The 18,633-nt window shown below is 49.7% G+C and carries 15 protein-coding genes; 10 read left to right on the forward strand and 5 right to left on the reverse strand.

The annotated features are described in order from the left end of the window. Positions 1-66: 66 nt before the first annotated feature. Positions 67-2,124 carry a sensor domain-containing protein gene (locus tag H4O21_RS15175; RefSeq protein WP_182809726.1) on the reverse strand — a complete coding sequence of 686 codons (2,058 nt, stop codon included), beginning with the start codon at positions 2,122-2,124 and terminating at the stop codon, positions 67-69. Positions 2,125-2,319: 195 nt separating this feature from the next. On the opposite strand from H4O21_RS15175, the gene H4O21_RS15180 reads away from it, so the two are divergent. Next, positions 2,320-3,711 carry a dihydrolipoyl dehydrogenase gene (locus tag H4O21_RS15180; protein ID WP_182809727.1) on the forward strand — a complete coding sequence of 464 codons (1,392 nt, stop codon included), beginning with the start codon at positions 2,320-2,322 and terminating at the stop codon, positions 3,709-3,711. 89 nt (positions 3,712-3,800) lie between these two features. On the opposite strand, the gene H4O21_RS15185 is transcribed toward H4O21_RS15180, so the two are convergent. The 4 genes from H4O21_RS15185 to ispB all read right to left on the reverse strand — a co-directional run bounded on the left by H4O21_RS15185 (position 3,801) and on the right by ispB (position 7,698). Continuing rightward, complete coding sequence (locus tag H4O21_RS15185) at positions 3,801-4,154, reverse strand: hypothetical protein (protein ID WP_220495682.1); 354 nt, start codon at positions 4,152-4,154, stop codon at positions 3,801-3,803. Next, a complete protein-coding gene (locus H4O21_RS15190) occupies positions 4,144-5,880 on the reverse strand; it encodes a PepSY-associated TM helix domain-containing protein (RefSeq protein ID WP_182809728.1) in 1,737 nt (578 codons plus the stop codon). The genes H4O21_RS15185 and H4O21_RS15190 overlap by 11 nt, the downstream gene beginning before the upstream one ends. Positions 5,881-5,966: 86 nt before the next feature. Next, a complete protein-coding gene (gene fldB / locus H4O21_RS15195; protein WP_182809729.1) occupies positions 5,967-6,482 on the reverse strand; it encodes a flavodoxin FldB in 516 nt (171 codons plus the stop codon). A 244-nt stretch (positions 6,483-6,726) separates the two neighbouring features. Further along, the gene (gene ispB / locus H4O21_RS15200; protein WP_182809730.1) at positions 6,727-7,698 is read right to left on the reverse strand and encodes an octaprenyl diphosphate synthase; all 972 of its coding nucleotides are present in this window, start codon (positions 7,696-7,698) and stop codon (positions 6,727-6,729) included. A 360-nt stretch (positions 7,699-8,058) separates the two neighbouring features. Between ispB and rplU the strand changes: the two genes are divergently transcribed. The 9 genes from rplU to lspA all read left to right on the forward strand — a co-directional run bounded on the left by rplU (position 8,059) and on the right by lspA (position 18,474). Beyond that, positions 8,059-8,370 (forward strand): 50S ribosomal protein L21, encoded by a 312-nt coding sequence (gene rplU / locus H4O21_RS15205; RefSeq protein ID WP_182809731.1) that lies wholly within the window; start codon positions 8,059-8,061, stop codon positions 8,368-8,370. Positions 8,371-8,499: 129 nt separating this feature from the next. After that, on the forward strand, positions 8,500-8,760 hold the full coding sequence (gene rpmA / locus H4O21_RS15210) for a 50S ribosomal protein L27 (protein ID WP_182809732.1): 261 nt from the start codon (positions 8,500-8,502) through the stop codon (positions 8,758-8,760). 288 nt (positions 8,761-9,048) lie between these two features. After that, entirely contained in the window at positions 9,049-10,257 is a 1,209-nt protein-coding gene (cgtA, locus tag H4O21_RS15215; RefSeq protein ID WP_182809733.1) for an Obg family GTPase CgtA, read from the forward strand. A 56-nt stretch (positions 10,258-10,313) separates the two neighbouring features. Next, the gene (proB, locus tag H4O21_RS15220; protein WP_182809734.1) at positions 10,314-11,435 is read left to right on the forward strand and encodes a glutamate 5-kinase; all 1,122 of its coding nucleotides are present in this window, start codon (positions 10,314-10,316) and stop codon (positions 11,433-11,435) included. A 179-nt stretch (positions 11,436-11,614) separates the two neighbouring features. Beyond that, positions 11,615-11,881: a 30S ribosomal protein S20 gene (gene rpsT / locus H4O21_RS15225; RefSeq protein ID WP_182809735.1), complete on the forward strand. Its 267-nt coding sequence runs from the start codon at positions 11,615-11,617 to the stop codon at positions 11,879-11,881. 147 nt (positions 11,882-12,028) lie between these two features. Next, positions 12,029-13,639, forward strand: coding sequence for a murein biosynthesis integral membrane protein MurJ (gene murJ, locus H4O21_RS15230; protein ID WP_182809736.1), 1,611 nt, complete (start codon positions 12,029-12,031; stop codon positions 13,637-13,639). 258 nt (positions 13,640-13,897) lie between these two features. Next, complete coding sequence (ribF, locus tag H4O21_RS15235) at positions 13,898-14,908, forward strand: bifunctional riboflavin kinase/FAD synthetase (RefSeq protein ID WP_306667893.1); 1,011 nt, start codon at positions 13,898-13,900, stop codon at positions 14,906-14,908. A gap of 129 nt (positions 14,909-15,037) precedes the next feature. Further along, a complete protein-coding gene (gene ileS / locus H4O21_RS15240) occupies positions 15,038-17,845 on the forward strand; it encodes an isoleucine--tRNA ligase (RefSeq protein ID WP_182809737.1) in 2,808 nt (935 codons plus the stop codon). Positions 17,846-17,904: 59 nt separating this feature from the next. After that, positions 17,905-18,474: a signal peptidase II gene (gene lspA, locus H4O21_RS15245; RefSeq protein WP_220495683.1), complete on the forward strand. Its 570-nt coding sequence runs from the start codon at positions 17,905-17,907 to the stop codon at positions 18,472-18,474. The last annotated feature ends 159 nt before the right edge of the window (positions 18,475-18,633 follow it).

Consider the following 18,633-nt stretch of genomic DNA (forward strand, 5'->3'; position numbering starts at 1 on the left):
AGGTTGTCTGAGAAAGCGAGATGTTATCGCGTGTCGGTATCCGGTATCAGTGGTTTGGCAAAGGGATCAATTATTATCTGTTGGCAGAAACTGAGAGATATCAAAATGTCGGCTCCACTGCAGAAGTTCAATTTCAGGCATCGGTTTGGCCATCAGATAACCCTGCCCTTCATTGCAGCCCAGCTCTTTGATCAGGGCTAACTGTTCCGGTGTCTCTACGCCTTCTGCTGTGACACTCAGATTCAGGCTGTGAGCCAGTTGAGTGACAGCACGAACAATATCCATATCCGTATTATCTCTGCTCAGTTCTTTGATGAATGCCCGGTCAATTTTCAGAGTATCCACAGGCAAACGTTTCAGATAAGCCAGTGATGAATATCCTGTGCCAAAATCATCAATAGCAATTCGTATTCCCATTGATTTTAGCCGGGCAAGCTGATCAATAGAGTGCTCAACATCTTCCAGCATGCTGGTTTCTGTGAGCTCCAGCTCCAGTAGTTCAACCGGTAGTCCGGTCAGGTCCAGGCAGCGGGCGATGATTTCACACAGTTTAGGGTGCCTGAGTTGTCGCGCAGACAGATTAACGGAAATACATAACTGATGACCGTGCTGTAGCCACTGACTGGCATAATGACAGGCCCTTAACAGTGCCCACTCGCCTACGGATGTGATTAATCCCATCTCTTCCAGTATTGGAATAAACTCTGTCGGAGAGACTGTGCTGCCATCCTGGCGTATCCAGCGCAGCAGTGCTTCTGCTCCGTTGACCCGGCCTGTTTTCAGATCAACTCTGGGCTGGAATACCAGGTGAAATTCCCGATGTAACAACGCCTGACGTAACTGATTTTCCAGTCTGACCCTGTTCTGCATCTGAGTGGTCAGATCGTCGGTGAAAAAGCCAAAGCCCTGATCGCTGTTCTTACTACGATGCATTGCACTGTCAGCTTTGTTAATCAGCTCATCAAACTGACGTCCGTCATTGGGATAAAGTGTGACACCCAGACTAACGCTGACAAACAGCTCGGACTGATTCAGCTGGAAAGGCTGAGCCATAATACGCTGGATTTTCTGGGCCATATGAGCAGCCTGATCCGCACTATGGATACCTTCCGACATCACAAGAAAAGCATCGCTGCCCAGGCGACCAATAAAACATTCCGGGAGTTTTTTCTTCAGACGTTTGCTGACTTTTTGCAGTAACTCATCGCCACAGCCTCGTCCCAGGCTGTCATTAATACGGCTAAGGCGATCCAGGTCCATCAGCAGCATTGCCATAGGTTCTTTGCTGCGTTGTCTTATATGCAGGTCAAACTGTTCCGTCAGGCGTTCACGATTGGGTAGCCCGGTCAGAGGATCAAAGCGGCGCAGATAATCCAGTTTCTGCTCGCTATTAATCAGATCTGTAATATCACGTCCGGTTGCTACAAAATGGCTGATATGCCCATAATCATCCCGAATCGGAGTGATGGTTTTTTCTTCGTGATATCGTTCGCCATTCTGCCGTTTATTAATGAATACGGTCCGGAAACTCTGACCAGAGCGCAATGTCTTCCACATCTGATGATAGAAATCATTGTCATGCTCGCCTGAACTCAGCATTCCTGGCATTTCCCCAATGACATCTTCTTCCCGGTAGCCGGTTTGTTTCACAAAAGCTGGATTAACATATTCGATACGACCATGGCTGTCTGTGACCATTACCATATCTTCAGTCTGTTGCATGGCTTGATGGAAGTGAATCGGTAACTTGCTGGCGGCGACATAGTCAGAGAGATCCCGAATCACAGCCTGCATATCTCCGCTGTTACCACTGGCGGGTTGTAGCTGTAGCTGGATATAACGCTCAGGTGACTGGCCCAGAGTTAAGGCCAGCTGAACCGGCTTTCCGTTCTTGCAGGCCATCGTCAGGCTGGTTTGTTCTGCTTCCCTCAACTGACAGAGAAGGATGGTATGAAACTGAGGGGAATGTTCCTGTGTAGAAATCCCTAACACCTGCCCCGCCAGTTTATTGGCATATCTCAGGTGGGCACGAGGCGAAAGTACTACTGTGGCCACTGGCAGATTATCCAGTACCTGGTTGAGGTACTCCTGTTCTGTCATGGAGGTGGTATTCAGTACATTCATACGTTGTTTTCTATGCCAGGGTTAAATATAAAGTCGACTGCTTCAGATCAAAGTTTAGTCCCTCTTGCTCTGATTCCTATTAATAAAATATCAGGGTTCATGCCAGCGTCATAGAGTCTTGATACAGGTATTTAATACCCTTGTTTTTCTTTGCAATTCAGACAGCTGAATACAGGTTTTACAGGAGGCCGTATCATGATAAGGCGCGTAAAGGTGGCCATTATAGGGGCAGGTACAGCAGGACTCACCGCACTGAAAACGGTGAGCCGTTTCACTGATGATTTTGTTGTGATTGATCCGGGGCCAGATGGCACAACGTCTGCCCGAAGTGGCTGTATGCCTTCGAAAGCACTTATTACAGCAGCCCATGAATATCATAAGCGTCATTTTTTGCCAGAACTCGGTATCAGTCATGCTCACAATTTGCATATTGAGTCCAGAGAGGTGATGAAACGAATCCGGCAGCTCCGTGAGCGTTTTTCTCAGGGACCTGTGCGAGCTATTGAGAAACTTGAAGAGCGCTTTATTCGTGGCAGAGCCTGTTTTGAATCTGCTGAACAGATCCGGGTTGGGGATATTCTGATACAGGCTGAAAAAGTTATTGTGGCGGTGGGTTCCTCGCCAGAACTTTCCGCTGAGTGGGCCTCTTTTTCAGGCGTGATGACGACGGATCAGTTCTTTGATCTGGAGAAACTTCCTGCCAGTCTGGCGGTGATAGGTCTGGGGAGTGCCGGGCTGGAAATAGCTCAGGCTCTGTCTCGTCTGGGTGTTCAGGTGGTTGCATTTGAACAGGAAGACTGGCTGGGTGGGATATATGATCCGGATATTCAGTACTGGGCCAGAGAGTACTTCTCTTCTGAATATATGATCTGTTCTGGTCAGAGTGTACGTGTCGATACTGAAGCCGGAGGTTTCAGTGTCGGCAGTGGAAAAGAGCGGTATCGGGTTGAAAAAGTTCTGGTGACTGGCGGCCGCAGAACCGCGTTGTCTGCAATGAATTTTGCTGTAACAGGTTTGCCGATGACGGCCAGTGGTGTGCCCATCTTTGACCCGGAAACTTTGCAGGTTGGGGATAGTGGTATTTTTATTGCCGGGGATGCCGGGCAGAAAGAGATGAAAATGCATCATGCAGCAGATGAAGGGCGCATTGCTGGATTTAATGCTGCAGGTCCGGACGGTGTTAAACGCTATCAGCGTCGGGTTCCTTTGTCGATTACTTTCACAGATCCTCAGATTGCCCGTTTTGGTTTGCGCTATGATCAGCTGAATTTGTCTGAAACAGCGATTGGCAGTGCTGACTTTGGTTTTCAGAACCGGGCACTGATTATGGGAGAGCACCGGGGACTGGTGCGTTTATATGCAGATAGAGTTAGTCGTAAACTGACAGGAGGAGAGATGCTGGTACCCAGAGCAGAACACTTTGCTTTTGAATTGGCGACTTGCATTCACAATGGGATGACAGTTGATGAGATGGTCTGGCTGCCTTTCTATCATCCGACGATGGAAGAAGGGTTGCGCAGTGCTTTGTATAACCTGGGGGAAGAACTGGGTGGTGTGTTACCCGAGCACTTTCTGCCTGAAATATAAAGGTCGAAAGTACCCGGCATAACAACTTTATTTTTATTCGCTGGAATAAATGAAACGGCCAGATCTTTAACGGTAACGGTTCGTCAGGCTCAGTTCTGCTCTATGTCAGTGATATCCAGTTCGACGACATGTCCGGGGCCAGCATCCATCAGGATATAGAAGTCTTCCCCCGGAGCCTGAAATGAAAACTCAGAACGATTACTGGTATGGCCCTGATAGAGTAACTGGTCGTCATAGCTGATCACTTCCCAGGGAAGATTGCTGGCTTCAGAGCCGTCTGAAAAGCCGCCTTTACAGCTGACCTGTTTATCAGACTGACTGCATACCAGGTTGATGCTGTGAGCCATAGCTATTGAAGATGTCAGGGCTGACAGGAGTAATAAGAACTGCATGACTGGCAGTGTTTTTCCTGTACCAGGTCTGAATTCAGTATTAACGGGCATCAAAAGTCTCCTTGTTATCGGGCATAACAGGCCAGGATGTCTGATAGATTTGTCCACCCCATGTCTGGATAGTCATCCAGAAGCGGGCGTTCTCTCTGATTTTTTTCGGTAGTTGAAAGTGCGCATGCTTTGCACCAAGAGGGCCATGAATCAGAGTGCCCGGAGCCCTGATTGTTCGGGGTTTTCCTATACGCACGTGCATGAATTTGATTGCGGGAAGCGCTTCAGCAGGTACGTCGACAGACAGATTTGTACGCATGCCATCACGGATAGGGGGAAGATTCTTTTCCAACAGTCCAGCATAGGCGTTCATTGAGACCTGCCAGGGGCCAATTGTTTTTTCACTGTAACTGAAGCCTGCACCTTTGACGCCCTGACTGCCAATGCTGAGTGCAATGGAGCAGCCAATACCAACGCCAAGCAACATCAGGATGTTGGCATATTTGAAGACACCCATAGGGCCGCCCCAGGGTTTAAAAGTATGCCAGGATTTCTTCAGCGCTTTTAAATAGGGGGTTCTTGCTGAAACAATACGTGCTGCTCGCCTGGTGCGTTTTATATTAATGATCAGACCTGTAACTGCCATCCCTGTCATCAGGGTGCCGAAAATAAACCAGGTGATTTTAACGGCTAAATCCGCTGAGTTGCCTTCAGACCAGTTGCCGTAATGCAAAGGATCCATCGCACGATCAAAGCGTTGCATCGCGGTATAATCTTTCACCAGATCGGTCTGAACGATTTCTCCGGTATAAGGGTTTACATAAACCTTGCTGCTTCTGAGGGGATCTGTAAGCCATTCACCGAAGCTTCCGGTAACAGTGTAAGGATCAGCGCTATGCTCAGGAGGGTTCAGCATATCGACTCTCATCTCAGGATAAACAGCATGCACAGCGGCTGAAATCTCTTCTCCTGTCAGAGTTGATGGCGTGTTCTGGCCCAGAGCCTCCAGCGTTTCATAGCTGAGTAAGGGTTTGGATGGGTAAGGTTCTACCGGATTCGGAGCATCCAGGTAGCGAATAAAAGGTGTTTGATAAAACCACCAGCTGCCTGATATGCCGATAATCAGCAGAAACCATATACTCCATAGTCCGGCCAGTTTATGCAGATCGGCAATAAAAACGCGGGTATTACCGGTTCTGGGTTTTTTCAGGAAAAAGCGCCAGAATTTTGGATAAGCCAGTAAACCCGCGATAAGGGAGATCAGGGTCAGTAATCCGAATGCGTTAACCAGGCTTCGTCCAATCACCGGCAGAAACAGAGTGCCGTGCAAAAAACTCAGGAAACGACCGACAGTTAATAATGGCGTATCACCTTTAACCTCTCCGTTATAAGGGTCAATCCAGGCGTAGCGGAAGCCGCCATTATCATCGTTATACATCGCCATTGAGGCAGTATGAGGGTGAATCTGATGACTCTGGAAAAAACTGAGCCCATGATCCGGATAAGCCGCTTGTAATTTATCCAGTAAAAGCCCCGGATCAAGGCGCTCAGCCTGAGGCGTGACCCGCATTTCTGGCATCATTAGCCAGTCTATCTCTTTGGCCAGCACAGCCAGAGTACCGGATGCCAGTACCAGAGTCATAATCAGAGTCAGTTTAAGGCCAACGAAACTATGGATCAGGTAAGCAATATACTGACGATTGTATTTTCGTTTGACTCTGGGGCGCCTGGTTGAAGATGTTGCCAGTGACTCCGTCTCAGACGAAGTTTCTTTCAGCGCATCCATGAAGGGGATTCCTCATCGTAATCAGATCTTATTGGTTTTTGGGGAGGATGGCAGCACGAAAGTGCTGCCTGAACAGGAAGGGAGTATCAGACCGTCAGGGCCATCTCTTCTTTAATGAGTTCGCACCAGGCTTCAAGACGTTCATCTGTCTGCTCTCGCTGAGTATCTTCATCCAGAGCCAGACCGACAAACTGAGATTTGTCATCTGTCAGGGCGAGTGATGCTTCAAATTCGTAGCCTTCGACAGGCCAGTAACCGACAATGGTTGCGCCACGTTCAACGACCTTTTTATGTAACATACCCATCGCATCCAGGAACCATTCGCCGTAACCCAGTTGGTCGCCCAGACCAATGAATGCCATTATTTTGTCGGAATAGTCGTAATTATCCAGATCTTCCCAGACTTCCTCCCAGTCTTCCTGCACTTCACCGTAATCCCAGGTCGGAATGGCAAAAATGATAAAACTGTATTCGTTGATCACTTCCAGATCGGCGTTTTTGACATCGAACAGATCAACATTGTCTGTTCCCAGAATTTTCTGGACCTTCTCAGCGATATCTCCTGTATTGCCTGTGGTAGTACCGTAAAGCAGTGCGATCATGGCTAATTTATCTCTTTGCAGTGTTGTTAAAAATTATGCAAATGATAATGATTGGCGTTAAATATGAAAGCAATTTTATTAAACCCGGTCTGAATTTTATTGGCTATCCGTCTGATAGTACTGGCAGATAAGGCTTAACAGTGCATTTCCGGGGCTGAATTCGAAGACAAAAAAAGGGGAGAAAATGATACTAAAGACGCAGTAAGGCAGAGTTGTTGAACTCTGCCTTACTTACTATACCTGTTTACGCAGAGCGTTTCACAGCCAGGTCTGCAAACAATGCCAGACGTTCTTTATAGACAGAGTCTGGCAGACACTCCAGAGCCACTTTGGCTTTGTCTGCCATTTCACAGGCCTTTTGTTCCGTGTAATCCAGAGCACCGGTGCGATTGATGATTTCCAGAACTTCATCAAGGAGCTCCAGGCCGCCTTTGCGAATCGCTTTTCGGACCAGCTTAGCGTCTTCCTCAGTACCTGTTGCCATTGCTCTGATCAGTGGCAGTGTCGGTTTGCCTTCCGCCAGATCGTCACCTACATTCTTGCCCATCGATTGAGCATCGCCACGATAATCCAGCAGGTCATCCTGTAACTGGAAAGCCAGCCCCAGATAGTTACCATAGTCTGCCAGTGCTTTTTGTTGCTCAGGATTGGCACCAGACAGAACCGCTGCTGATTCAGTGGCAGCTTCGAATAACATCGCTGTCTTGGCTTTAATCACAGTCATGTACTGTTCTTCTGTGATTTTGGGATTGCGAACGTTTGTCAGCTGCAGAACTTCACCTTCTGAGATAACGTTGGTCGCATTGGCATAGATTTTCAGGATATCCATATTGCCAATCTGTACCATCAATTCGAAAGCGCGGGTATAGAGAAAGTCACCAACCAGTACACTGGGAGCATTGCCCCATTTGTTATTAGCGGTATCCCGGCCTCGACGCATGTCTGACTCATCGACTACATCATCATGCAGCAGCGTGGCAGTGTGGATAAACTCAACCAGAGCAGCCAGAGGAATGCGTTCTTCCTTCAGACAATTGAATGACCGGCACACCAGCAGTACCAGCAGGGGGCGCATGCGCTTACCGCCACTGTCCACAATATATTCGGCGATTTTCTCAACCAGGGGGACACGGGAGTGTAACTGATCAAGAATGTTCTGATTCAGTGCGGCAAAATCATCCGCAACGATGTCGTGGATCGAGCTCTTTGGCTGCATATTTCAGGCTTTTCTGCTGTTAAATCGGGCTTATTAAAATAGTGTCTGAATGCTATTGGGCAGGACATGGGGTGTCAAGCGGCATACCCTTTTTGTCACTAAAGTTACATGAAAAGCTTTTTTCCTGCTAAATGAAAGAGTTGCGAACCTATTTGTCGTGCATGGTGTTTTTTATCTCTGGAGGCCGGTATTACACGGCTGTGCGGTGTTGCCCCCGAGGGGAAGTTCGTATAAAATGCGCGCCCTGCCTGACATTATTCCTTTGCTCCCTGTCCGATGGTTGCCAGAGCGCCTCCATTCAAAACAGGTAAGTAAGTAGCACTCACAACAGTCAGGCACTGCAGTATTTTGGAGAAAAACATGTACGCAGTTATTAAAAGCGGCGGTAAGCAGTACCGTGTTGCAGAAGGCGATGTCCTGAAAATTGAAAAACTGGAGCTGGAAACTGGCGCTTCAGTTGATTTTGACCAGGTTCTGCTGGTTGCAGATGGCGACGACGTTAAAGTTGGTGCGCCTCTGGTTGACGGTGCGAAAGTGACTGCTGAAGTAGTAAGTCACGGTCGTGGTGATAAAGTTAAAATCATCAAGTTCCGTCGCCGTAAGCACAGCATGAAGCGTCAGGGCCACCGTCAGTGGTACACTGAAGTGAAAATTACCGGCATCGCTGGTTAATTCACGCTTTATGCTCAGACTTCAGCATTAAAGCCGGAGTCGACGTTTAATACAGAGGTTTCGCTCCAGCCCATAATGGCAACAGAGCCGGGCTGACAGCGGCAAATTTAATTTAACGAGGATGCACTAATGGCTCACAAAAAAGCTGGTGGTAGTACCCGTAACGGTCGCGATTCCGAATCGAAACGCCTTGGTGTTAAGCGCTTTGGCGGCCAGGTAGTTAAAGCTGGTAACATCATTGTTCGTCAGCGCGGCACTAAGTTCCACGCTGGTACCAATGTTGGTATGGGTAAAGATCACACTCTGTTTGCTACTTCAGACGGTGTAGTGAAATTTGAAGTACGCGGACCGAAGAAACGTAAAACCGTTACTATCGTTCCTGCTGCTTAAACCGATCTTCGGATTGGTTAAAAAAGCCTCGCCCTGGTGCGAGGCTTTTTTCGTATCAGCGTAATAATTCTGATTTATTTCGTACTGATGCACGCTAAGGTTATATTTTCCGGCGATACTGAGAAATCTGGGGTGTCGCACCTGTCTGAGACCGTTCTGGTGCTGACCTCAGCACGGGGATGTCCCTGTCGCGTATGAAGAATCTCTGTCTGAGATTATCTGTCACAGCTGACAGGCAGCGGTCGTTGAGAAGCTGGAAAAACAGGCCAGATTGAAGAGTACAGAAACATGCAGTTTGTAGATGAAGCAAGTGTCCACGTTGCAGCCGGTAAAGGTGGTAATGGTTGTCTGAGTTTTCGCCGGGAGAAATATGTCGCTAAAGGCGGCCCAGATGGTGGTGATGGTGGTGATGGCGGTAATGTGATTCTGGTCGGTGATGATTCACTGAACACTCTGATTGATTTCCGCTATCAGAGGCGTTATCGCGCTCAGAATGGAGAGGGTGGTCAGGGACGTCAGTGTTCTGGTAAGGCCGGTGAGCACCTTTTTATTCAGGTGCCCGTTGGAACAACGGTCATTGATGAAGATACCCTTGAGGTGCTGGGGGATATTACTGAGATCGGTCAGGAACTGATTGTTGCTCAGGGTGGCCGTCGAGGGCTGGGAAATACCCGCTTTAAGTCCAGTACTAATCGGGCACCACGTAAGACAACGCCGGGCAAGCTGGGTGAAGAGCGCAACCTGCGTTTTGAAATGAAGGTTATGGCGGATGTGGGACTGCTGGGGCTGCCAAATGCTGGTAAGTCGACCTTTATTCGTTCGGTGTCTGCCGCTAAGCCTAAAGTGGCTAACTACCCATTTACGACTCTGGTGCCTAACCTGGGTGTGGTTAAGCTGGGTATGCATAAGCACTTTGTAATGGCTGATATTCCCGGATTGATTGAGGGCGCATCTGAAGGGGCCGGACTGGGTTTTCGTTTTCTGAAGCACCTGACCCGTGCGCGGTTGCTGCTGCACCTGGTGGATGTTGCCCCATTTGATGACTCTGATCCGGTTGAATCGGCTCAGGCGATTATTCGTGAGCTGGAGCAGTATAGTCCGACACTGGCGGAACGCCCTCGCTGGCTGGTGCTGAATAAACTGGACCTTATTCCGGAAGACGAGCAGGAAGCTGTTTGTGAACGGATTATTTCTGAGCTGAACTGGGATGGGCCTGTGTTCCGGATATCTGCTATTGGCAATGAAGGAACTCAGGATGTTTGTTCCTCTGTGATGTACTGGATTGATGAGCAGCGTGAATTGCTGGCGGAAAATCCGGAACTGGCAGAAGAAGAGGCCGAAATGCGTGAGCGAATGGAAGAAGAAGCCGTTGCTCGTGTGGAAGCCTACCTGGAGCGTCGTCATGGTCGTAAAGCGATGGTTCGGGATGAGCCGGAGGATGATGACGATGACTTTGACGACGATGACTACGATGTTGAAGTAGAATACACGCCTTAAATCAATTGATAATCAGTTGATTGTTCAGGCTGAAAATTTAAATAGGTGGATGGATAATGTCGCAGCGTGACAGATTAGTGCGCGCAAAACGGATTGTGGTCAAAATTGGCAGTGCACTGTTAACCAATGATGGTGCAGGGCTTGATCTGCCATCGATCGCAGGCTGGGTTGACCAAATGGCCGCTCTGCATCAGCAGGGCATCGAGTTGATTCTGGTATCTTCTGGCTCTGTGGCTGAAGGTATGAGCCGTTTGGGTCTGCGCGAACGACCGTCCACCCTGCACGAGCTTCAGGCGGCGGCAGCCGTCGGTCAGATGGGGCTGGTGCAGGCGTATGAGTCTCAGTTTATGAGACATGGTATTCAGGCGGCCCAGATTCTGCTGACCCATGATGATCTGTCTGACCGTAAGCGTTATCTGAATGCTCGTAGCACGGTAAAATCGCTACTGGAGCTGAACGTTATTCCTATCATTAACGAAAATGATACGGTGGTAACCGATGAGATTCGCTTTGGTGATAATGATACGTTGGGAGCGCTGGTTGCTAACCTGATGGAAGCCGATACCCTGATGATCCTGACCGATCAGGAAGGCCTGTTTACGGCAGATCCTCGCTCTGTCCCGGATGCGACTCTGATCTCTGAAGCCTGGGCGGATGATCCTGAACTGGCTGGTATGGCAGGTGATGGCGGTCGTCTGGGGCGTGGCGGTATGATCACTAAGGTTCGTGCTGCCAGTCTGGCTGCACGCTCCGGAGCGACAACTCTGGTGGCTAGTGGGCGTCAGCCAGATATTCTCGTGCGTGCGGTTAAAGGAGAAGCGTTAGGGACTCTGTTCCTTCCAAAAGATACGCCCTGGGCTGCTCGTAAGCGCTGGCTGGCAGGGCATCTGCAGACCCGTGGTACTCTGATGCTGGATGACGGTGCAGTAAGGGTGCTGACAGAAAAGAACACCAGTTTGTTGTCTGTGGGTGTTAAACAGGCAACCGGGCGTTTCCGTCGTGGTGATATGGTGCAGTGTGTCAGTGAACAGGGGGTGCTGATTGCGAAAGGTCTGGTCAATTATGATCACGATGATGTGCAGAAGATCCTGGGACAGCCCAGTCATAAGATAGAAGCGCTACTGGGTTACATTGCTGACCCGGAGCTGATTAACCGGGATAATCTGGTGCTGGTCTGATAATTATCGCAGATAAGATCAGAAAAAAGCCTTTTTTCCGGTAAAAAAAAGGTGTTAAAGGGGTGTTCAAGCGCTTCGGTTTCCCGTAGAATGCCCACCCCTAACGACACTTGAATTTAAATTTATGACGTGCGCGTGCTTGCGCATTTCATTAACCGATTTCTCCAAGGAGCTTAACGGTGGCGAATATCGCATCTGCAAAAAAACGTGCACGCCAGGCTGAGAAGCGCCGTAATCACAATGCTAGTCTGCGCTCCATGGTGCGCACATACGTAAAGCGCGTTGTAGCGGCAGTTGAAGCTGGTGATCACGCTAAAGCTATGGCTGAGTTCAATGTAGCTCAGGCTAAGCTGGACAGCGTAGCTGACAAAGGCATCATCTCTAAGAACAAGGCTGCTCGTACTAAGAGCCGTCTGAATGCTCGAGTTAAAGCACTGGCTGCTTAATTCAGAGATGAGCTTAAAAAAAAACCGGCATCAGCCGGTTTTTTTTTGCCTGAATTTCAGTGTTACTCTGTTTCCGGGGTAGAATGGGTGATTTTCATTGAACCTGGTTTGTCATGGGTTCAGCCTGTTCTTATTTAAGGAAACACCATGTCCCGGCCTGACGCCTCGCCGCCAGAAAACTCTTCTTCCCCGGATGGCGACACTTCCTCAAAACAACCCTTGCAACGCAAACCTGGTTTATTACGCTCCGGGTTGATTGTCAGTGTGATGACTATGTTATCACGGGTACTGGGGCTGGCCAGAGATGTCGTTATTGCCCTCCTGTTTGGTGCAGGCAGTGGTGCTGATGCTTTCTTTGTCGCATTTAAAATCCCTAATTTTTTGCGACGTCTGTTTGCGGAAGGGGCATTTAATCAGGCCTTTGTCCCCGTATTGTCTGAATACCGTAGTCAGAGACAACAGGCTGATGTAAAAGATCTGATCAATGCTGTGGCCGGTACCCTGGGAGTGACTCTGGCGGGTATTACTCTGCTGGCTGTCCTGGCCTCTCCGGTTCTGGTATGGATTTTTGCTCCGGGTTTCAGTCAGTTGCCTGAAAAGCAGGCATTGACGGCAGACATGCTGCGGATAACTTTTCCTTACCTGTTGCTGATCTCTCTGACCGCATTTGCCGGTAGTATCCTTAACAGTTATGACCGCTTTGCTATCCCCGCTTTTACCCCTGTCTTACTGAATCTGTCATTGATCGGTTCAGCGCTCTGGCTGACGCCTGAAATGGATGAACCCGTGATGGCTCTGGCCTGGGGGGTGCTGATTGCCGGTGCTGTACAGCTGATGTTTCAGCTGCCTTTTCTGGCCCGGATTGGCCTGCTACCGCGACCAGAGGTTCGCTGGCGGGATGAAGGGGTGCAGCGTATTCTGAAGCTGATGGCTCCGGCCCTGTTTGGCGTATCGGTCAGCCAGATCAACTTACTGCTGGATACCATGCTGGCTTCTTTTCTGGTCAGCGGCAGTGTGTCCTGGTTGTACTATTCTGACCGGCTGGTGGAGCTGCCTCTTGGTGTTTTTGCTATTGCTATTGCTACGGTCATCCTGCCGAGCCTGTCGACCCGGCATGCGGAGAAGTCCGCTGATGGCTTTGCCCGTACGCTGGATTGGGCGATGCGTATGGTGCTATTGATTGCTGTACCTGCTGCGGTAGCTCTGATCATACTGGCTGAGCCGCTATTATTCACTCTGTTTCAGTACGGCGCTATGACGCCATATGATGTGGATATGGCTGCGCTCAGTCTCAGGGCTTATGCCGTTGGTTTGCTGGCCTTTATGTTGATTAAAGTGCTGGCTCCGGGCTATTACGCCCGTCAGGATACAAAAACACCGGTAAAAATTGGCATCAAAGCGATGGCGGCGAATATGCTGTTCAATTTACTGTTGGTGTTCTGGCTGGATCATGCCGGGCTGGCGCTGGCAACATCGCTGTCAGCCTTCATGAATGCGGGGTTACTCTGGTATGGGCTGAAGCGTTCAGGGATTTTTGTCTGGCAACCCGGATGGCTGAAATATGTGATTCAGCTGGTTTCTGCTACCGCCATGATGGCCGGTGTTCTGCTTATTATGAATCCTTTTGCTGCATACTGGGTGGATTTTGGCTGGCAACAAAGAGCCATGTGGATGGGGGGGCTGGTTCTGATGGGAGGTGCGACTTATCTTGGGGTGTTACTATTAACAGGGCTGCGTTTACGTCATATTCGCCATTGATATTGGTTTGGTTTTAAAGGTTTTATATATCAATGGCTTACATCGTTTTGTTGTGATTTTCAGCTGAGCAGCCTGGCAGCTTAACATCAAGGCTAATATGTCTTTCGCTCCGAATAGGTGCAGTATACATTTATTTCGCTATAATCAGACTCTTTTTATTTTTTCATCCGCCTCTATTATAGCTCTCTGTCCCTTTAAAGCAGGGCAGAAATGCCGGTTCGGGGCAACAATAACCGGTCAGGGCGGATATTAAGCAAGATGAACAGAGATAATGATAGCCGGGGCAAAATGGAACTGATTCGGGGTTTGCATAATCTACGGCCTGAACATCAGGGCTGTGTCGCCACCATAGGTAATTTTGATGGTGTCCACCTGGGCCATCAGGTTGTGCTGCGTCAGGTAAAAACGAAGGCTCAGGAGCTGAACCTTCCTTCTGTAGTGGTAGTGTTTGAGCCTCAGCCGAGAGAGTTTTTTGCCGGCAGTCAGGCGCCTGCGCGTCTGACCCGGTTCCGGGATAAAGTGGAGCGTCTGGCTGAACAGGGTATTGACCGGGTTGTCTGCCTGCCTTTTAACCGGCGACTGGCCAGTTTGTCTGCACAGGCATTTATCGAGCAGGTCCTGATCAGAGGGCTGGGTGTCCGTTATCTGGTGGTGGGTGATGACTTCCGTTTTGGTTGTGACCGTTCTGGTGACTTTAACCTGCTGAAACGGTCAGGTGATGAGCATGATTTTGATGTGGTCAATACCGAAACCTATGAGGTGGGGGCAGAAAGGGTCAGTAGTACCCGGTTGCGTCAGGTGCTGGCGGATGCCAATTTTGTACTGGCCAGTCAGCTACTGGGCGAACCTTATCAGATCAGTGGCCGGGTTATTCATGGTCGTAAACTGGGACGGCAACTGGGTGTGCCTACCGCTAATTTATCCCTGAAGGATAAGCAACCTGCTTTGCAGGGGGTTTACACTGTTTTGTTAACGGGGGATGACGGCGTAGTCCGAATGGGCGTGGCTAATATCGGTAACCGGCCTACGGTTGATGGTGTGCGTCCGGCGCTGGAAGTTCATCTGTTTGATTTTAAAGGCGACCTTTATGGACAAAGAGTCCGGGTTGTTTTCTGTTGTAAATTGCGGGATGAGATTCGTTTTTCTGATGTCAGTGCATTACGGACACAGATTGAGCAGGATCTGCAGACGGCCCGTGGTTATTTTGAGGAACAGGATATGGGCAGTGGTCAGCCTGTTCCGTTAGCGCACAATGCCCTGAGACTTTAGAACGCCGGATAGTGCATCCGGACAAGCGATCCTTTCAGCCCGATAAAATGGTCTGAAGCAAGAGCAAAGAATTTTCAGACCTGGTCTGAAACCCTGTTACCTGTAAATCTGAGCAGTGATATCTGAGCCATGAGCGACTACAAAAACACTCTGAATCTTCCGGAAACCGATTTTCCGATGCGCGGCAATCTGCCAAAACGTGAACCTGATCGTCTGGCGCGTTGGGATGAAATGGGTCTGTACGACAGAATGCGTAAAGCCGGTGAAGGTCGTCCGAAATTTATTCTGCACGATGGCCCTCCGTATGCAAACGGCAATATTCATATTGGTCATGCAGTTAATAAAATTCTGAAAGATATGATTGTTAAGTCCCGTACTCTGGCTGGCTTTGATGCACCTTATGTACCGGGCTGGGATTGTCACGGCCTGCCTATTGAGCACAAGGTCGAGACCATGATCGGTCGTGCCGGTGACAAAGTACCGTTTCGTGAGTTCCGTCAGAAGTGTCGTGATTATGCGGCTGAACAGGTGGCAGGTCAGAAAGCTGATTTTATTCGCCTGGGTGTTCATGGTGACTGGGACAAGCCTTATCTGACCATGAACTACAAGACTGAAGCGGATATTGTACGTGCGCTGGGCCGTATTCAGGACAATGGCCATCTGGTAAAAGGATATAAGCCGGTTTACTGGAGTGTGGTTGGGCAGTCTGCGCTGGCAGAAGCAGAGGTAGAGTATCAGGATAAAACCTCTATCGCGCTGGATGTGGCGTTCACTTTCAGTGATCAGGGCAAAGTACTGGAACTGTTTGGCAATCCTGCGGGCGAAGGTGATGTGTCCGTTGTGATCTGGACTACTACTGCATGGACACTGCCGGTTAACCAGGCGGTGTCACTGAATGCCAATCTGGATTACGCCCTGGTACAGCTGCGTGATCAGCGCCTGGTGCTGGCAGCGTCTATGGTTGACGATATCATGGCGCGCTGGGGTGAAGACCTGTTTGAAGTGCTGGCAACGGCTTCCGGCCAGTCATTAGAAAACCAGTTGCTGAAACACCCTTTCTTCGACAAGCAAGTGCCTGTGATCCTGGGTGATCATGTGACTACTGATGCGGGTACCGGTGCGGTACACACGGCACCTGATCATGGTATGGATGATTTCCTGGTGGGTCAGAAGTATGGTCTGGGCACCATCAATCTGGTGCAGGCGAACGGTACTTATACCGATGATGCGGGCGAGTTTGCCGGTGTTCATGTTTATAAAGCCGATAAGCCGGTGATGGAAGCACTGCAACGTGAAGGCAAGCTGGTTCATCACAAAGCATTTGAGCACAGCTATCCTCATTGCTGGCGTACTAAAACCCCTCTGATCTATCGTGCTACGCCACAGTGGTTTATCTCGATGGAAGAGAAAGGTCTGAAACAGGGTGCTCTAGAAGCGATCAAGGGCGTACAGTGGTTCCCTGGCTGGGGCCAGAACCGTATTGAGGCAATGGTTGACCAGAGTCCTGACTGGTGTGTGTCCCGTCAGCGTACCTGGGGTGTGCCAATTACGCTGTTTATCCACAAAGAAACCGATGAACTGCATCCCCGCACTACGGAACTGTTTGAGCAGGTGGCTCAGCGTATCGAAGAAAGTGGTATTGATGCCTGGTTTGAACTGGATGCAACTGAGGTGCTGGGTGATGAAGCGGATCAGTATTACAAAGTGACCGATACACTGGATGTGTGGTTTGACTCCGGTGCGACTCACTACGCGGTACTGAATAACCGCGATGAGCTGACCTTCCCGGCGGACCTGTATCTGGAAGGCTCGGATCAGCATCGTGGCTGGTTCCAGTCTTCTCTGAAGACATCCATTGCGATTAATGGCTGCGCACCCTACAAGCAGGTACTGACTCACGGCTTTACTGTGGACGAGAAGGGCTACAAGATGTCCAAGTCCCTGGGGAACGTGATTGCGCCTCAGGAAGTGACGGACTCTCTGGGAGCCGATATTCTGCGTCTGTGGGTTGCTGCGACGGATTACTCCGGTGAGATGGCGGTATCCAAGCAGATTCTGCAACGTACAGCAGACTCTTATCGCCGTATCCGTAACACGGCTCGTTTCCTGCTAGCCAACCTGACAGGTTTTAATCCGGACACCGACATGGTTAAACCGGAAGAGATGCTTTCACTGGACCAGTGGGCGGTAGACCGTACGTTGCAGCTGCAAGGCGAGCTGCTGGCGGCTTATGAAGAATATCACTTCCTGAGCGTCTATCAGAAAGTACACAATTTCTGCGCCCAGGATCTGGGTGGTTTCTATCTGGATATCATTAAAGATCGCCAGTACACCACACAGCCGGACAGTCTGGCACGTCGTTCCTGCCAGACTGCGCTATATCATATCGTTGAAGCTCTGACACGCTGGATTGCACCGATTACTGCTTTCACTGCGGAAGAGATCTACGAGAATATTCCAGGTCAGCGTGAAGACTCTGTTTATCTGAATACCTGGTATGACGGTCTGTTTGAAATGGCTGAAGGTGGCGAGATGGATCGCGCTTACTGGAATCGCATCATGGATGTGAAAGAAGCGGTCAATAAGGCGCTGGAAGATGCCCGTAGTGCCGGTCAGGTGAAAGGCTCTCTGTCTACCGAAGTTACGCTGTTTGCCGATGATGATGTGCAGCAGTTGGTCAGCCGTCTGGGTGATGAATTGCGTTTTGTTCTGCTGACGTCTGATGCTCAGATCAAGCCACTGACAGAAGCCGGTGATGCTGCTGAAACGGATCTGACAGGTCTGAAAGTCGCGGTTAAAGCCGCAGAACATGCTAAATGTGGCCGTTGCTGGCACCACCGTGAAGATGTTGGTCAGCATGAAGGTCATGATGAACTCTGTGGTCGCTGTGTGTCTAACCTGCCTGAAGGTGAAGGCGAACAGCGTCAGTTCGCTTAATGACAACCCGGCTCAGATGTCTTCTTGCATCTGGGCCCCCGTTTAAGCGGTTATCGCAGATGAGTAAAAAGGAAGAATCCGGGTACGGGTCAGCACAGGCTGGCCCGTTGCCGTCTTCAGCAGGACGCTGGGGACAACTGAAGTGGCTCTGGCTGAGTGCACTGGTGCTGGTACTGGATCTGGTGACAAAAGCCTGGGTCTCTGACAGTTTCCGCTATGCTGAGATCTATACGGTTTTACCGGTATTTGATCTGACCTTGCTGCACAATACCGGAGCAGCGTTCAGTTTTCTGTCCTCTCAGTCAGGCTGGCAACGCTGGTTCTTTGCCATTATTGCTATTGTTGTGAGTGCTGTGCTGCTGGTCTGGCTGAAGCGACTTAAGCCATCAGAAACCTGGCTGGCGATCGCGCTGGCGCTGGTACTGGGAGGTGCACTGGGTAATCTGCATGACCGGGTGCTGTTGGGTTACGTGGTAGACTTTCTGTTGTTTCACTGGGAAGACAACTATTTCCCGGCATTTAATCTGGCAGACTGCGGCATCTCTGTCGGTGCGGGTATGATGATTATTGATATGATCCGTAATCCGGATGGCAAAAAAGATCAGACGCCGGATAATAATGAAACCTGACAGAACAGGCAGGGATATACCCTGCCTGTTCTGCGTTTATCACAGCGCTTCTTTATGTCGGGCAATCTCCTGGCCCACAGGCAACGTACAATAAGATGCTTCACCTGCGTTTTCGGTCGTTATATTCGACCGTCTACAGAGCATGCATAATTCACCGAT

Source organism: Oceanospirillum sediminis, from assembly GCF_014164585.1.
Lineage (GTDB): Bacteria > Pseudomonadota > Gammaproteobacteria > Pseudomonadales > Halomonadaceae > Oceanospirillum > Oceanospirillum sediminis.

What these genes read in the sequence shown, in the direction of transcription:
- H4O21_RS15175 (WP_182809726.1), bottom strand. Translation starts at nt 2,124, where the DNA reads ATGAATGTACTGAATACCACCTCCATGACAGAACAGGAGTACCTCAAC.
- H4O21_RS15180 (WP_182809727.1), top strand. Translation starts at nt 2,320, where the DNA reads ATGATAAGGCGCGTAAAGGTGGCCATTATAGGGGCAGGTACAGCAGGA.
- H4O21_RS15185 (WP_220495682.1), bottom strand. Translation starts at nt 4,154, where the DNA reads ATGCCCGTTAATACTGAATTCAGACCTGGTACAGGAAAAACACTGCCA.
- H4O21_RS15190 (WP_182809728.1), bottom strand. Translation starts at nt 5,880, where the DNA reads ATGGATGCGCTGAAAGAAACTTCGTCTGAGACGGAGTCACTGGCAACA.
- fldB (WP_182809729.1), bottom strand. Translation starts at nt 6,482, where the DNA reads ATGATCGCACTGCTTTACGGTACTACCACAGGCAATACAGGAGATATC.
- ispB (WP_182809730.1), bottom strand. Translation starts at nt 7,698, where the DNA reads ATGCAGCCAAAGAGCTCGATCCACGACATCGTTGCGGATGATTTTGCC.
- rplU (WP_182809731.1), top strand. Translation starts at nt 8,059, where the DNA reads ATGTACGCAGTTATTAAAAGCGGCGGTAAGCAGTACCGTGTTGCAGAA.
- rpmA (WP_182809732.1), top strand. Translation starts at nt 8,500, where the DNA reads ATGGCTCACAAAAAAGCTGGTGGTAGTACCCGTAACGGTCGCGATTCC.
- cgtA (WP_182809733.1), top strand. Translation starts at nt 9,049, where the DNA reads ATGCAGTTTGTAGATGAAGCAAGTGTCCACGTTGCAGCCGGTAAAGGT.
- proB (WP_182809734.1), top strand. Translation starts at nt 10,314, where the DNA reads ATGTCGCAGCGTGACAGATTAGTGCGCGCAAAACGGATTGTGGTCAAA.
- murJ (WP_182809736.1), top strand. Translation starts at nt 12,029, where the DNA reads ATGTCCCGGCCTGACGCCTCGCCGCCAGAAAACTCTTCTTCCCCGGAT.
- ribF (WP_306667893.1), top strand. Translation starts at nt 13,898, where the DNA reads ATGAACAGAGATAATGATAGCCGGGGCAAAATGGAACTGATTCGGGGT.
- ileS (WP_182809737.1), top strand. Translation starts at nt 15,038, where the DNA reads ATGAGCGACTACAAAAACACTCTGAATCTTCCGGAAACCGATTTTCCG.
- lspA (WP_220495683.1), top strand. Translation starts at nt 17,905, where the DNA reads ATGAGTAAAAAGGAAGAATCCGGGTACGGGTCAGCACAGGCTGGCCCG.